16 protein-coding genes are annotated in these 14,638 nt (G+C 58.6%); 12 read left to right on the top strand and 4 right to left on the bottom strand.

Annotated elements, in window-relative coordinates; translation table 11 throughout:
- The first annotated feature begins 1 nt into the window (after position 1).
- The 9 genes from AABA48_RS07505 to AABA48_RS07465 all read left to right on the top strand — a co-directional run bounded on the left by AABA48_RS07505 (position 2) and on the right by AABA48_RS07465 (position 8,661).
- A complete protein-coding gene (locus AABA48_RS07505) occupies positions 2–1,132 on the top strand; it encodes a tetratricopeptide repeat protein (protein ID WP_286352326.1) in 1,131 nt (376 codons plus the stop codon).
- A complete protein-coding gene (locus AABA48_RS07500; protein WP_338271254.1) occupies positions 1,111–1,473 on the top strand; it encodes a roadblock/LC7 domain-containing protein in 363 nt (120 codons plus the stop codon). The genes AABA48_RS07505 and AABA48_RS07500 overlap by 22 nt, the downstream gene beginning before the upstream one ends.
- 29 nt (positions 1,474–1,502) lie before the next feature.
- Positions 1,503–1,955, top strand: coding sequence for a type II 3-dehydroquinate dehydratase (gene aroQ / locus AABA48_RS07495; RefSeq protein WP_286352328.1), 453 nt, complete (start codon positions 1,503–1,505; stop codon positions 1,953–1,955).
- Positions 1,956–1,958: 3 nt separating this feature from the next.
- Positions 1,959–3,026, top strand: a complete 1,068-nt coding sequence (locus tag AABA48_RS07490; RefSeq protein ID WP_286352329.1) for a M24 family metallopeptidase — start codon at positions 1,959–1,961, stop codon at positions 3,024–3,026.
- A gap of 49 nt (positions 3,027–3,075) precedes the next feature.
- A complete protein-coding gene (gene accB / locus AABA48_RS07485) occupies positions 3,076–3,552 on the top strand; it encodes an acetyl-CoA carboxylase biotin carboxyl carrier protein (RefSeq protein ID WP_286352330.1) in 477 nt (158 codons plus the stop codon).
- A 30-nt stretch (positions 3,553–3,582) separates the two neighbouring features.
- A complete protein-coding gene (gene accC / locus AABA48_RS07480) occupies positions 3,583–4,923 on the top strand; it encodes an acetyl-CoA carboxylase biotin carboxylase subunit (RefSeq protein WP_286352331.1) in 1,341 nt (446 codons plus the stop codon).
- A 3-nt stretch (positions 4,924–4,926) separates the two neighbouring features.
- Positions 4,927–5,325 (top strand): glycine cleavage system protein GcvH, encoded by a 399-nt coding sequence (gene gcvH / locus AABA48_RS07475; protein ID WP_286352332.1) that lies wholly within the window; start codon positions 4,927–4,929, stop codon positions 5,323–5,325.
- A gap of 79 nt (positions 5,326–5,404) precedes the next feature.
- Positions 5,405–6,226 carry a menaquinone biosynthesis protein gene (locus tag AABA48_RS07470; protein WP_286352333.1) on the top strand — a complete coding sequence of 274 codons (822 nt, stop codon included), beginning with the start codon at positions 5,405–5,407 and terminating at the stop codon, positions 6,224–6,226.
- 50 nt (positions 6,227–6,276) lie between these two features.
- The gene (locus AABA48_RS07465) at positions 6,277–8,661 is read left to right on the top strand and encodes a putative bifunctional diguanylate cyclase/phosphodiesterase (RefSeq protein ID WP_286352334.1); all 2,385 of its coding nucleotides are present in this window, start codon (positions 6,277–6,279) and stop codon (positions 8,659–8,661) included.
- On the opposite strand, the gene AABA48_RS07460 is transcribed toward AABA48_RS07465, so the two are convergent.
- Both AABA48_RS07460 and AABA48_RS07455 read right to left on the bottom strand, forming a co-directional pair.
- Positions 8,639–9,091 carry an NUDIX hydrolase gene (locus AABA48_RS07460; RefSeq protein WP_286352335.1) on the bottom strand — a complete coding sequence of 151 codons (453 nt, stop codon included), beginning with the start codon at positions 9,089–9,091 and terminating at the stop codon, positions 8,639–8,641. The two genes, AABA48_RS07465 and AABA48_RS07460, sit on opposite strands and share 23 nt — an antisense overlap.
- Positions 9,092–9,163: 72 nt before the next feature.
- Complete coding sequence (locus tag AABA48_RS07455) at positions 9,164–9,454, bottom strand: PxxKW family cysteine-rich protein (RefSeq protein ID WP_286352336.1); 291 nt, start codon at positions 9,452–9,454, stop codon at positions 9,164–9,166.
- A gap of 283 nt (positions 9,455–9,737) precedes the next feature.
- Here AABA48_RS07455 and AABA48_RS07450 point away from each other — a divergent pair, with 283 nt between their 5' ends.
- From AABA48_RS07450 to nifS, 3 genes are all read left to right on the top strand, one after another.
- Positions 9,738–11,156, top strand: a complete 1,419-nt coding sequence (locus AABA48_RS07450) for a phosphoglucomutase/phosphomannomutase family protein (protein WP_286352337.1) — start codon at positions 9,738–9,740, stop codon at positions 11,154–11,156.
- A gap of 155 nt (positions 11,157–11,311) precedes the next feature.
- Positions 11,312–12,169, top strand: a complete 858-nt coding sequence (gene nifU, locus AABA48_RS07445; protein ID WP_286352338.1) for a Fe-S cluster assembly protein NifU — start codon at positions 11,312–11,314, stop codon at positions 12,167–12,169.
- Entirely contained in the window at positions 12,166–13,341 is a 1,176-nt protein-coding gene (gene nifS / locus AABA48_RS07440) for a cysteine desulfurase NifS (protein WP_286352339.1), read from the top strand. The genes nifU and nifS overlap by 4 nt, the downstream gene beginning before the upstream one ends.
- 118 nt (positions 13,342–13,459) lie before the next feature.
- On the opposite strand, the gene AABA48_RS07435 is transcribed toward nifS, so the two are convergent.
- Together AABA48_RS07435 and AABA48_RS07430 are read right to left on the bottom strand one after the other, a co-directional pair.
- Entirely contained in the window at positions 13,460–13,894 is a 435-nt protein-coding gene (locus AABA48_RS07435; RefSeq protein WP_286352340.1) for a CBS domain-containing protein, read from the bottom strand.
- A 24-nt stretch (positions 13,895–13,918) separates the two neighbouring features.
- On the bottom strand, positions 13,919–14,623 hold the full coding sequence (locus tag AABA48_RS07430) for an ABC transporter ATP-binding protein (protein WP_010942652.1): 705 nt from the start codon (positions 14,621–14,623) through the stop codon (positions 13,919–13,921).
- Positions 14,624–14,638: the final 15 nt, after the last annotated feature.

Genomic DNA, 14,638 nt, shown 5'->3' with positions numbered 1-14,638 from the left:
CATGGAACACGGAACCGAATCGTTCTGGACCGACATCAAGCGCTATGAGGATATCCTGGCCAAGGATCCAGGGTCGTACTGCTTTGCGCCTCTTTCTGAGCTGTATCGCAAGGTAGGGCTACTGGACGACGCCATCATGACGGCCCGGACGGGGATCGGGCAGCATCCGGAGTATGTCGGGGGGTACATGGCTCTCGGCCGCGCCTGTTTCGAAAAGGGGGAGCGGAAGGAGAGCAGGACGGCTCTGGAGAAGGTCGTACGGGTAACGCCGGATAATCTTCTGGCCCAAAAACTCCTCAGCCAGATCTATGTTGATGCCGGGGAAAGCGATCTCGCCCGCCGGTGCCTGGAGATTATCCTTTCGCTCAGCCCCGGCGATCTGGAATGTAAGCTCATGCTTGACGCCATGTGCCGGCAGCCCCGTGAAAATGCCGACCGTGCCGACGATCTTTGTAGCGAAACGGGCGCCGATGCGGCCATCGATTTGGAAGATGAGTCACTCCTGGAAGAGATCGAGATTATTGAAGAACTGGTAGACGAAGTTGTCGACGAGGAAGAGCAGGCAGCTTTTACGGCACATGCGCCGCCCCCTCCGCTTGCAGAAGAGTCGTTTGCGGATGTTCTTCCCGATGAAGAGCCCGTCACGAACGCCGGCGTCCCGAGCCCGCGCGATGTCCTGAGTACCGGAACCGTCGCGGATCTCTACATAGCCCAAGGGTTCCCCAAGAAGGCGCTCGCCATCTACCGGGACCTGCTTGATGCCGACCCCCTTAATGAAGATATCCGCAACCGGATGGTGGACCTCAAGAGGCGCATCGATGAGGACGAGGCCCGCGCCCGCGAATCTGTCATGACAGAAGGCGTTTCCTCTATCGATACGACGGCCGACGCCGCACAGATCCATGGAGACTCGGCCGCGGATAGGGGGGCTTTCAAGGAAGAGGCGGTTTCCGGTTTTGCCGTCGAGACGGCACACGAGGTCGATATTCCTCTGGAGGTCGCCGTGTCGGCCGGGTCGTCGCTCAACGCTGCAGAGGAGAAGGATGCTTCTGCGGCCCATGTGATTTCTGTGCTCGAAGGGTGGCTCGATTCCATTCGGAGGATACGCCAATGCCGTTCAGTGCTGCACTGAAGCAGATCGTCGAGGGGGTCGAGGGGGGGCTGGGTGCGGCCATCATGGGCTATGACGGCATCCACATCGACGAGTATCTCAGGGAAGATTCCCCTATGGACCTCCATCTCCTGGCCGTTGAGTACGCCACCGTGCTCAAGGAGGTCAAAAGGACGGTCGATGTGCTCGGGACCGGCGACATGGAGGAGGTTTGCGTCGCGACCGAGCGGTCACGGGTCATTGTCCGGGTCATAAATGACGATGTGTTCCTCGTTCTGACCCTCGAGCGAGACGGCAACTACGGCAAAGGACGCTACCTGTTGCGTCTTGCCGCCCCGAAGTTGCGCGAACTGCTGTCATAAGCCGGCCTTTCCGGAAAAGGAGCACATGCATGCGCATTCTCGTGGTGCACGGCCCGAACCTTAATATGCTGGGGACCCGCGAACCCGGCATCTACGGCACGTTAACACTTGATCGGATCAATGAGTCTCTGGTAGCCTTGGCCGATGAGTTGGGCTGCACGATTTCCTCGTTCCAGTCCAACAGCGAAGGGGCGCTGGTCGACGCCATCCAGGCTGCGGCGGGAACCTGTGACGGCATTCTCATCAATCCGGCCGCATACACCCACACCAGCGTCGCTATTCGCGACGCCCTCGCAGCAGTGGCGTTGCCGGTGGTGGAGGTGCATCTCTCGAATATCCATCGCCGGGAGGAGTTCCGGGCTCATAGTTTTGTAGCACCCGTCGCCGTGGGACAGATCACAGGGTTCGGCGCTGAAAGCTACCTGCTCGGGTTACGCGCCCTTTTTACCCACATTGAAAAAGGGATTGTCACCAAGGGTTGAAACATGTTACAAAACAGGCTCAATAAAGCCCGGAGTCATGCCGAAAAACACGATGTGGACGCCATCGTGTTTTTTAACATGAGTAACGTTCGTTACCTTTCCGGCTTCACCGGAAGCGATGGCGCAGTGGTGCTCGGGAGAGACGCGAGCTGGTTTCTCACCGATTCACGTTACACCACCCAGGCGTCCCGCCAGGTTGTCGGGCTCCCGACAGTCGAATATCGCATCAAGCTCGACGGAATCACCGAGCTGGTGCGGGAACAGGGATTCCGCCGGATTGGGTTTGAGTCCGAACACACGACGTTTGCCGTGTATGAGTCTCTGCGGCAGAAACTCCCCGAGACTGAACTGGTGCCCATCGGTGAGGAGCTGGCCCAGCTCCGGCTGATCAAGGACCCCTCGGAATGTGAGCTTTTGTCCCGTGTCGCCCGGCTGGCCTCCGAGGCCCTGCTGTCAATCCTGCCACTGGTAAAGCCGGGCGCCGTGGAGCGCGAACTGGCCCTTGAGCTCGAATTCGCCATGCGCCGCGCCGGTGCGGAGAATTCATCCTTTGATTTCATTGTGGCCTCCGGCGAGCGGGGATCTCTCCCCCACGGGCGTGCCGGCGACAAGGCACTGGCTGCGGGAGAGTTGGTCACCATCGATTTCGGCGCCAGGTACGAAGGCTACTGTTCGGACGAAACCGTGACCGTTGCCGTGGGGGTCCCCGATGAGCGCCAGCGCCGGATTTACGGCATTGTCAAGGAAGCTCACGATCGGGCGATTGCTGCGGTCAGGCCAGGGGCCGAACTGCGGGAAATCGATCGGATCGCCCGCGGCTATATTGAAGAACAGGGCTACGGCGCCTTTTTCGGCCATGGTCTCGGCCATGGCGTCGGTCTTGACGTGCACGAGAAGCCGGTCGTATCCCCCCGGGGCGAGGGGATGGCGGCTGTCGGCATGGTTTTCACTATCGAGCCGGGTATCTATATTCCCGGCTGGGGTGGCGTGCGGATTGAAGACACGGTCATCGTTACTGAGGACGGTTGCCGTCCCATTACCATGGTTCCCAAGGAACTCATGATTTTGTAACGCCGTCGGCATGTCCCGGCGGCGATACCCGTCAAAGGAGATACGATACATGGATATCAAGGATTTGAAGTCACTCATAAAAATGGTTACCGAAACCGATATCACCGAGTTCGAGCTGGAGGGTGCCGAGGAAAAGATCCGCATCAAGCGCGGCTGCGCTCCCCAGGTGGTCCAGTATCAGGCCCCCGCGCCCATGATGGCCGTTCCCCAGCCCGTCGCCGCTCCGGTTGCCGCTGCTCCCGCTTCGGCTGCAGTTTCTGCTGCTCCCGCTCCCGCTGTGGCGGGCGGCAAGGAGGTAACCTCTCCCATCGTCGGTACGTTCTATCGTGCTCCCGCCCCTGATGCGGCCCCTTATGTGGAAGTCGGCCAGGTGGTTGAAAAGGGGCAGGTCCTCTGCATTGTTGAGGCCATGAAGCTCATGAACGAAATCGAGGCCGAGTTCCGCTGCAAGATCGTCCAGATCTGCAAGGAGAACGCCCAGCCGGTGGAGTTCGGGGAGCCCCTCTTCATCGTGGAGCCGATGTAGTCGTCCCGGCAGTCATTGGAGAAATCATACATGTTTCATAAAGTTCTGATTGCAAATCGCGGCGAAATCGCCCTGAGGGTCATCCGGGCCTGCAAAGAGCTGGGAATCAAGACCGTTGCCGTCTACTCGACAGCGGACAGGGATTCGCTCCATGTGAAGCTCGCGGATGAGAGTGTCTGCATCGGTCCTGCGCCGAGCCTGCAGAGCTATCTTAATATCAACGCCATCATTTCGGCTGCCGAGTTGACCGATGCCGAGGCAATCCACCCCGGCTACGGTTTTCTGTCGGAAAATGCCGCTTTTGCCGAAATCTGTGAAAACTGCGGCATAACCTTCATTGGTCCCTCCTCGCAAAGCATGCGCATCATGGGCGACAAGATCAGCGCACGGCAGGCGGTAATCAAGGAGAATGTGCCGATCCTGCCCGGCACCAAGGAGGGGGTTAACGACGTCAATGAGGCGGTGAAGATCGCCAAGAAGATCGGCTTCCCCGTCATTATCAAGGCGACTGCCGGAGGCGGTGGCCGGGGGATGAAGATCGTGCACTCCCCGGCGGCTCTCCCCAACGCCTTTGCCACGGCTCGTGCCGAGGCTCAGGCCGGTTTCGGCAACCCTGAGGTCTACATTGAGAAGTATTGCGAAAAGCCGCGCCACGTTGAGATCCAGATCATGGCCGACAAGCACGGTAACGTGATTCACCTGGGTGAGCGGGACTGTTCCATCCAGCGTCGCCACCAGAAGATCATCGAGGAGTCGCCGTGCCCGGTCATGACTCCTGCACTCCGCAAGGCCATGGGTGATGCGGCTGTACGCGCGTCCAAGGCGGTGGGGTACGACAGTGTCGGCACCGTTGAGTTCCTGGTGGACAAGGACCTCAACTTCTATTTCATGGAGATGAATACCCGGGTGCAGGTGGAGCATCCGGTGACCGAAATGGTCACCGGCATCGACATCGTCCGGGAGCAGATCCGTTCTGCAGCCGGTCTCAAGCTCCGTTACAAGCAGAGCGACATTAAGCTGCACGGTCACGCTATTGAGTGCCGGATCAATGCTGAAGACCCGGTGAAATTCACCCCGTCGCCGGGCAAGATTGTCGGTTACCATACCCCCGGAGGTCTGGGTGTACGGATCGACTCTTTCGTCTATGATCAGTATTCCGTGGTCCCCCACTACGACTCGCTCATAGCGAAGCTGATCGTCCACGCAGAGACCAGGGAAGATGCCATCCGCCGCATGGCCCGCGCCCTTGACGAGTACATCATTGAGGGCATCAAGACCACAATCTCCTTTCACAAGAGGATCATGGACAACAAAGACTTTATGGAGGGGAACGTCGACACCGGCTTCCTCGAGCGAATCGTGCTGGAGTAGGGCATGGATTTTCCTGAAGAGCTCAAGTACAGCAAGGAACATGTCTGGGTAAGGGAAGAGGGGGATCGGGCGGTCATCGGGTTGACTGATTATGCCCAGGATGCCCTGGGCACCATCAGTGCCATAGATCTGCCCACAGTAGGGGATGAACTGGAGCAGGAGGATTCCTTCGGCTCCCTTGAGGCACGCAAGACCGCGTCGGAGCTTTACGCCCCCATCAGCGGGACGGTGCTGGAGATAAACGAGGAACTGGACGCGGCCCCGGAGGTCATCAACGACGACCCCTATGACGGGGGCTGGATTGCGGTGGTCTCACTCGATGACCCTGAAGAACTCAAGTCGCTTCTGTCGGCGGAAGATTACGCAGAGTACGTAAGCCAGGCCGACGAAGACGAAGAATAACCAACAGCGGAGTTTCAGCCCGCTGACAAAGGCGAGATACCCATCTCGCCTTTGTTTTTGACCATAACCGGAGTATGCAATGCCACTGACGCTCGGCCATATTGTCTATGCCAACTGTACGCCCATTTTCACCGCTCTGCGAGACCTCGGCCACTCCCCGGATTACCGGATCGTGACGGGGGTGCCTGCCCAGCTCAACCGACTGCTTGCCCATGGCGAGATCGACGTCTGCCCCTCGTCATCCATCGAATACGCGACCCATCCCGACCGCTACGTAATCCTGCCCGATCTTTCCATCAGCGCGGTGGGACCGGTCAAGAGCGTCATGCTCTTTTCCCGTGTACCCATCGAGCAACTGGATGGCGCCACCATTGCCATGACCACGGAGTCCGATACGTCGGTCAACCTTTTAAAGATTATCCTGGGGCTCTTCCACAGGTTCACCAATCGGTTCCAGCGGACCGACCTCCCTCTGAAGGAAGCGCTGGAAGCCCATCCCGGCCTGTTGCTCATCGGCGATAAGGCCCTTCGCGGGGCTCTCGCCGGCACCGCTCCCCACGTCTATGACCTGGGTGAGCTATGGTACCGGTTCACGGGACTTCCGTTCGTATTTGCCCTCTGGCTGGTTCGTCGTGAGGCTGCGGAGTCGCAGCGGGATAAGGTGGTCCGGCTGGGCGCCGACCTGCTCAAGGCAAAACTGATTTCCTACGAGTCCTACCCCGCCATTGCGGCAGAGGCGCCGGAGCGCAACTGGATCGGTGAAGAACAGCTGGTCGACTACTGGCGAACTATATCCTACGATCTGACGCCTGCCCACTTGGATGGACTGCGCCTCTTCTTTCGCCATGCAGCCGAGCTTGGCGCTATTGCGTCGGCTCCGGAAATTCGGCTGTTTTCTTGAGGATGATTGGCATATGAATTGCTGAATAAATATTCATGACTCAGACTTCATTGACTGGTTCACGTTGGCTCGACTCTGTGGCCCGGCGACTCAAGCATTTGCGCGAAGGGCTCAAGTCTCCTGAATCCGGGCGCTTGGAAGAGTTCAAGGCTCGCACCTTTCTCGTGGTCAAGTGTCGTTGGCTGCTTCTGGCGCTTGTGGGCATCTACTGCCTTGTTGCGGGAAGTACGTATTATGTCAGTCGTATCGGTCTCTTTTTGTCACCCTCACAGGTGATGTTTCTCGTAGTTACCGCGTCAACGGTGGTTGCCTACAATCTTCTGCTTCACCTCTTTTGCCAGCGAATTATCTGTTGTTTTAGATTCATTAACGTCTTTCAGATTGTCCTTGACCTGCTTCTGGTGACGGTTCTCGTTCACCTTAGCGGCGGTGCCTCCAGCTGGTTCTGGCCGGTTTATCTCATTGTTACCATAGAAGCCGCATTCCTGATTGAAGGGAAGCGTGAAGTGTGGTTAGTGGGGGCGTTCGGCGGTATTCTCTACGGGGCATTGCTTGCCCTGGAGCATTTCGGCGTCATTACAAACGTCCCCATGCCCTTTGTCGAACCGGGGCTCCACCGGGATCCTCACTACATTCTTCTGGTCTGGCTCTGGGTTTCGCTGCTCAACGCGGCGGCAGCCGTCATAGGTTCCTACTTTGTATCGGTGATCGAGCGCGAGTCGGAAGCGACGAGACAAAGCGAAGAGCGGCTCTTGGGCTTCCTCGATACGGCCAACGATCTGATCCTGAGTTTTTCTCCCGAGGGCCGGCTTCGATACGTGAACGAGTCGTGGCAGCAGGTTCTCGGCTATACGGCAGAGGAGGCGAAGGAGCTTTCCTTCTTCGGTATCATTCATCCCGACAGCAGGGAGCGATGCAACGCGGAACTGGAGCGGATTCTCGCAGGCGATGTGCTCAGTCCGCTTGAAGCAACGCTGGTTGCCAAGGGAGGACGATCCATCATTGTTGAGGGGAGCCTGACCTGTGGCATCGATGGTGAAGGCTCCACCGCTGTGTGGGGCATCTGCCGGGACATCACCGAGCGCAAGCAGGTGGAGGAACAGCTCTATCGCCTCGCCCATCATGACACACTGACCGGGCTTCCCAACCGCATCCTCTTCCTGGACCGCCTTCAGCAGGCAAAGGCCCATGCCAATCGATACCGGCATCATGTGGCGCTCATGTTTCTCGATCTGGACCGTTTCAAGATCATCAACGACACCCTCGGCCATCCGGTGGGCGACAAACTCCTTCAGGAGGTGGCGAAACGTCTTGTGGACTGCGTGCGGGAGGTGGATACCGTGGCGCGCATCGGTGGCGACGAGTTCACCGTCGTGCTCGTGAACATCGATTCCGTCGAGAACGTGAAGCGGGTAGCCCAGAAGATACTCAAATCCCTGTCCGTCCCGTTTATGGTGGACAGCTTCGAGCTCTACATTACCACGAGTATCGGTATCGCCCTCTATCCCGACGACGATGAAAATCCGGACAACCTGGTCAAGAAGGCCGACATCGCCATGTACCATGCAAAGGGAGAGGGGAGAAACACCTTCAAGTTCTACGTCCCCAAGATGGACGCCAACGCGGACAAGCGGCTGCTCCTTGAAACCAGCCTGCGCAAGGCACTGGATAACGAAGAGTTCCGGGTTTACTACCAGCCCAAAGTTGATATCACAACCAAGCAGATAACCGCCATGGAGGCCCTGTTGCGCTGGCAGCATCCGACGCTCGGCCTTGTGGCTCCGTCGGAATTCATCCCCCTGGCCGAGGAGACGGGGCTCATTGTTCCCATCGGCGAATGGGTGCTGCGCGCCGCCTGTCTCCAGAACCGGAAGTGGCTCGAGATGGGGCTGCCGCCCATGAGGGTGGCGGTCAACCTGTCCGGCTACCAGTTCCAGCAGCCCAACCTGTTGGACGTTATTCGCGCCGTGCTGGCTGATACCGGCCTTGACCCCGGGCTTCTGGAACTGGAGATAACCGAGAGCGTCATCATGCAGAACCCGGATTTTGCCGTGGCGGTCCTGGCGGAAATCAGAGACCTGGGCATCCACATTTCCATTGACGACTTCGGCACCGGCTACTCGTCTCTGGCCCACTTGAAGCGCTTCTCCATCAATACCCTGAAGATCGACAAGTCGTTCGTGCGCGACGTGGAGATCAATTCAGCCGACGCCGCCATTGCCACGGCGATTATTGCCATGGGGAACAGCCTCAACCTCAAGGTTATCGCCGAGGGAGTGGAAACCGAGGGGCAGTTGACGTTTCTGTCCGAAAACAAGTGCGATGAGGTTCAGGGGTTTCTGTTCAGTACACCCATGCCTTCGGAGGATGTGGCAGATTTTCTTCGGGGCAGGACCAACCTGGTGGCGCCTGTCAGCCTGAAGTCAGTCCCGTGACAAGCAGGTAGTCGTCGAGGATCTTTCGATGATCGAAGCAGAGCGTGGCGGGGAGTTTGTTTAATGGAAAAACTGCGAGCCCGGCCGCGTCGTCGCCCGCCCGTGGCGTACCCTGTGCGGTGGCGATGAAAACGGCTGATATGGTGTGCTGACGGGCGTCGCGCCGGGGGTCGGAATAACACCCCAGGAGCCTGAGCCCTGACACGCGGAGAGATGTTTCTTCCCATGCCTCGCGGACGGCCGCGTCCTCGAGGGACTCGCCGTAATCCACGAATCCCCCCGGTATCGCCCATCCCAACGGTTCGTTTTTTCGTTCAATGAGGACAATACCGTCCGGCGTTTCGATGATAATGTCGACCGTGGGGACGGGATTGCGGTACGCACGGACTTTTTCCCCGCAACGGGGACAGGAGAGATACTCGAAGGGCATGGAGTCCTCCGGGGAAATGAAAAGGGGAGGAATCGCTTCCTCCCCCCTTCGGTGTCGTTGCGGCCGGCCGGCTTACTTCTTCTTGCCGCCGGAGGCCTTCTTGGAGGCCTTGAGCGGGTTGACCCTGACGTCATCGCTCTTTATCTCGACCTTCACGTGGGTGGCGAAGTTGCAGATACCGCCGACCCATTTTTTGCCCGGAGCCGGGTAGGCGCTGCAGACCTTGCCGATGGTCCCCTCGACGATCCGCTCGCATCCTTCGCAGTTCTCAACCACGTTTTGGCAGGAACCGCCGGTGAAGATGCAACCTTGTTTTCCCCAGAAGGTACACTCGGTACCGGGAAGTACCGTTTGACACTGCATCCTGAATCCTCCTAACAAGAGTTTTTTCCGTAAACCTGTGTAGTATCAAATCTAGCAATTTCAAAAGAATAAAGTCAACGGAAAAATCCCGCCGCCACAGGGATCGCGAAGCCTTTCGGACACCCCCCTGGCGACCCGGTCCCCCCAGGGTCGCATATGCAAATCAATGCGGCCACCCCGGTCGCGGGGTTGACTCGCCACGGGGTATGTATTACCCTTTGGAGGCCTGCAAATCAAGGTCTCCACGGCTTAGTGGCGGCCATGCTCCCAGGGGAGGGACTTCATGCATCGCATTACCTTCGGTACTTCCGGTTGGCGTGGTATTCTCTGCGAAGATTTTACCTTCGAGAACGTGAAAGTGGTGAGTCAGGCCATTGCCGACCATGTGAAAACAATAGGCGAACAGGACAAGGGGATCATCGTCGCCTATGACACCCGATTCATGGGAGAGCGTTTCGCCAAGGAAACGGTCCGCGTGCTGGCCGGTGCCGGCGTCAAGGCTTATTTCTGCCGGCGCGACACGCCTACTCCGGTCATTTCCTTCGAGATTCTGCGCCGCGGGGCTGCTGGAGCAGTCAACTTTACCGCAAGCCATAACCCGCCCGAATACAATGGTATCAAGTTTTCTCCGTCCTGGGGCGGCCCGGCGCTGCCCGAGACGACCGGCGACATCGAGCGCCGGGCCAACGAGATGCTTGGTGAAGTCTGCTACCGGGAGATGGCCCTTGACGAGGCGGTGAAGGTGGGGCTGCTGGAAGAGATCGACCCCCGGGAAGAGTATCTGAAGGCCCTGGAGGCAAAGGTCGACTTCGACGCCATTGGTCGTCTCGGTTCCGTTGCCGTGAACGCCCTCTACGGGACCGGTCGGGGGTATCTCGAGGAGCCTCTGATGGCGCGAGGGGTGAGCGTGAAGGCGATCAACATGCATCGCGACCCCTATTTCGGGGGTTTCCCGCCCGAACCGTCAGAGAAGTACATCCAGGATTTCATCCGGCTCGTGAAGGATGATCCGGCCGTAGGACTGGGGATCGCCACCGACGGCGACGCCGACCGCTTCGGTATCGTTGACGGCGACGGTACCTTCATTGAGCCGAATTACATCATCGCTCTGCTGTTCGACTATTTGGTCCGAGTGAGGAAGATGACCGGCGCAGTGGCCCGCAGCGTGGCAACGTCCCACCTTGTTGACGCGGTGGCTAGGAAGCACGGCATCGAAGTCATCGAGACGCCGGTGGGCTTCAAGTATATTGGCGAGCTGATCAGCCAGGACCGGATCATTATCGGCGGAGAGGAGAGCGCCGGCCTTTCCATCAAGGGGCACGTGCCAGAGAAGGATGGCATTCTCGCCTGTTTCCTGGTGGCAGAAATGGTTGCCAGGGAAGGGCTGTCCGTGAAGGCTCTGCTGGCAAGACTCTATGGGGAAGTCGGCACGTTCGTGACAAAACGGGAGAACATCACCCTTTCTCCCGCCGTGGAAGAGGGCTATGCCGAGAAGCAGCGACAGGCGCCCGATTCCTTCGCCGGTCTGAGGGTTGTGGAAAAGGTTACTGTGGACGGCAGCAAGTTTATTCTGGAGGACGGCAGCTGGCTGCTGTTCCGCAAATCAGGGACCGAGCCGGTGGTCCGCCTGTACGGCGAGGCGTCCAGCGAGGAGAAGCTCGCGGCTGTCATGGCTGCCGGGAAGCAGTTCATCCTCGGCTAATCAGCAGACGAACAGGCAAACGGACGGTGCAACGGCGCCCATCCGCCCCAGGCGGCGGGGCGCCTTTTTCTTTCCCGGGCGAAAACGGAGTATTGAATACCTGACAATTTTGCTATAGTATTATGAAGCGATGACTACAATCCGAGGAGGAATCCATGTGGGATTACACTGAGAAGGTTCGGGAGCACTTCCTGAACCCCAGAAACGTTGGAGAGATACCCGATGCGGATGCGGTGGGCGAGGTGGGAAGCCTTGCCTGCGGTGATGCGCTCAAGCTCTATATCAAACTTGACGAGGCCAAGGAGAAGATCGTCGATGCCAAATTCCAGACCTTTGGTTGCGCCAGCGCCATTGCATCGTCGTCGGCCCTGACCGAGATCATTAAAGGAAAGACCCTCGACGAGGCCCTGGCAACCACCAATCAGGAGATCGCCGAGTTTCTGGGAGGGCTCCCCGAGGAGAAGATGCACTGTTCGGTCATGGGGCAGGAGGCCCTTGAGGTGGCAATCGCCAAGTATCGCGGCGGTCCGGTGCCGACTCACCATGACCACGGTCACGAGGAGGCCGGGGGTGAGATTGTCTGCAAGTGCTTCGGTCTGACCGATGTCTTCCTGCGCAAGGTGATCGAGACGAACAAGCTGACCACCGCCGAGCAGGTGACCCATTTCACCAAGGCCGGCGGAGCATGCGGCGGATGTATCCCGAAAATCAAGGAGATCATCAACGAGGTTCTGGGTGCCAAACCGGCGGAAGAGCACAAGCGGCCCGAGAAGCTGACCAATCTTCGCAAGATGCAGCTTATCCAGGAGACCCTGGAGAAGGAGGTTCGCCCCCAGCTCTGGGCGGACGGCGGAGATCTTGAGCTGATAGATATTACCGGCAGCGAAGTCCAGATTGCATTTCGCAAGGCGTGTGCCGGGTGCGCCGCTTCGGGCAATACCGCCAAGTTCGTCGAGATGAAGCTGCGCGAACTTGTGGCCGAGGATATCACTGTCACGGAGGTGGAGGGATGAAGGAAATCTACCTGGACAACAACGCCACCACCAAGGTGGACGAGGCTGTTTTCGAGGAGATGCGTCCCTATTTCTGTGATCTCTACGGCAATCCCAGTTCCATGCACTATTTCGGCGGCCAGGTCCAGAGGAAGGTGGACGAGGCCCGGAACCGGGTCGCAGCGCTTCTGGGCGCCCTGCCCGAAGAGGTCATCTTCACCGCCTGTGGTACCGAGAGCGACAATGCGGCCATCCGCTCGGCCCTTGAGGTTTTCCCGGAACGCCGCCACATTATTACCACCCGGGTTGAGCATCCGGCGGTCCTTACCCTCTGCCGCAACCTGTCAAAGCGGGGGTACCGGGTCACCGAACTGGGTGTTGACGGGGAAGGCCGGCTCGACCTGAATGAACTGCGGAGTGTGATTGATGAGGATACCGCCATTGTATCGGTCATGTGGGCCAACAATGAAACAGGCGTGATCTTCCCGGTTGAGGAGATCAGCCGGATCGTCAAGGAGAAAGGAAAGGGTGCGCTGTTCCATACCGACGCGGTTCAGGCCGTGGGGAAAATACCCATCAACATGGCCAGGTCGTCCATTGACATGCTTTCCATTTCGGGACACAAGCTCCATGCCCCCAAGGGTACGGGGGTTCTTTACCTGCGCAAAGGGGTACCGTTCAGGCCGTTCATGGTCGGCGGGCACCAGGAGCACAGTCGCCGGGCCGGTACCGAAAATACCGCAGGCATCATCGCACTCGGCAAGGCATGCGAACTGGCAGGCCACTGGATGGAAGACGAAAATACGCGGGTCAAGGCCCTGCGCGACCGGCTCGAGGCCGCGCTGCTCGAACTGATCCCCCGGGCCAGGATCAACGGGGGCGAAGCCGAGCGCCTCCCCAATACCCTTTCCATTGCCTTCGAGTTTGTGGAAGGGGAAGCGATCCTCATGCTGATGTCCGAGAAGGGCATTTGTGCATCGTCGGGGAGTGCCTGCACCTCCGGCTCCCTTGAGCCGTCCCACGTGCTGCGGGCCATGGGGGTTCCGTTTACCTGCGCCCACGGCTCTATCCGGTTTTCGTTGTCGCGTTTCACCACCGACGAAGAGATCGACACCATAATCCGCGAGTTGCCGCCCATCATCCGGCGGTTACGGGAAATGTCGCCCTTCGGCCGGGAGTTTCTCAACGCCTGAACCGTCCGGAACGTTGCAGAAGAAAAGGAAAAAGGGGACCGTCACTGACGTGTCCCCTTTTTTTCAGGCAGCTTGTGAGTTGGCTGGGTAGCCCGGGCCGCGAGCCCAGGGTGCCGGCTTATTTCTTACAGGCATCCGGGTCCTTGCAGATCTCAATCAGGGCCTCAAGAGCGTTGGTGACGGTGAGAATTCCGACCAGCCGGTCGTTGTCGTCCACCACCAGGACGCCGTTGAGCTTGCGATCGTGAAGGAGTTGGGCCGCCTCGGTCAGGTCGGTGTCGGGGGTTACCTTGTAAGGATTCGGATTCATGGCCTCGGTGACCGAGGTTTTGGATAGAATATAGTGGACCTCCCAGGTGTCCAGCGACGTGGCCTTGGACGGCCTGAAATCCGCCACCATCTTCTCGGTGAGGATTCCCACGATCGTTTCCTTGTCCATTACCGGCACCCGGCGGATGCTCTTTTCCTTCATCAGATGGATTGCCTCGATGACCGTGGCATCCTTTTCGATGGTGACGGGGTTTTTCGTCATCCAGGTTCCTACTTTAGTCATGTCAGTATCCTCCTATGGTTGCCTCTACATTCCCAGGAATGCTTTCTTCACGTGTTCGTCGTTCAGGAGGGCCTCGCCGGTGCCGGAGAGGACAACCCTTCCGGTCTCAAGAACATAGGCCCTGTGGGCGATTCTGAGCGATTGGAAGACGTTCTGCTCCACGAGAAGGATGGTGACCCCCTGCTTGTTGATCTCGGTAATGATCTCAAAGATGAACTTGACCAGGAGCGGAGCGAGACCGAGGGACGGCTCGTCCAGGAGCAGAAGCTTCGGATTCGTCATCAGTCCCCGGGCGATGGCGAGCATCTGCTGCTCGCCGCCGCTCATGGTACCGCCCAACTGCTTTGCCCGCTCCTTGAGCCGGGGGAAGAGGCCGAAAACCCGGTCCACGTTGGCCTCCCGGTCGCCGCGGGTACTCTTGAGATAGGAGCCCATGCGCAGGTTTTCGAGAACGGTCATTTCCGGGAAGATCTTCCGCCCTTCGGGCACCTGGACGATTCCCTGAGCCACCACCTCGTGGGATTCCAGTTTGGTGAGATCTGTGCCGTTGAAGGTGAGGGTGCCCGAGTCGGGTTTCACGAGCCGTGAAATGTTCTTGAGGGTGGTGGACTTGCCGGCGCCGTTAGAGCCGACAACGGTGACGATTTCACCCTGCTTGACCTCCAGGTCGATATCCCAGAGGACCTTGAGGTCTCCGTAGCTGAAATTGAGTTTTTCTATCTTGAGCATGGCATATCCTTTGTC

Source organism: Geobacter sp. 60473 (assembly GCF_036323535.1).
GTDB lineage: Bacteria > Desulfobacterota > Desulfuromonadia > Geobacterales > Geobacteraceae > Geobacter > Geobacter sulfurreducens.
This window is presented reverse-complemented; position numbering and strand designations above follow the sequence as displayed.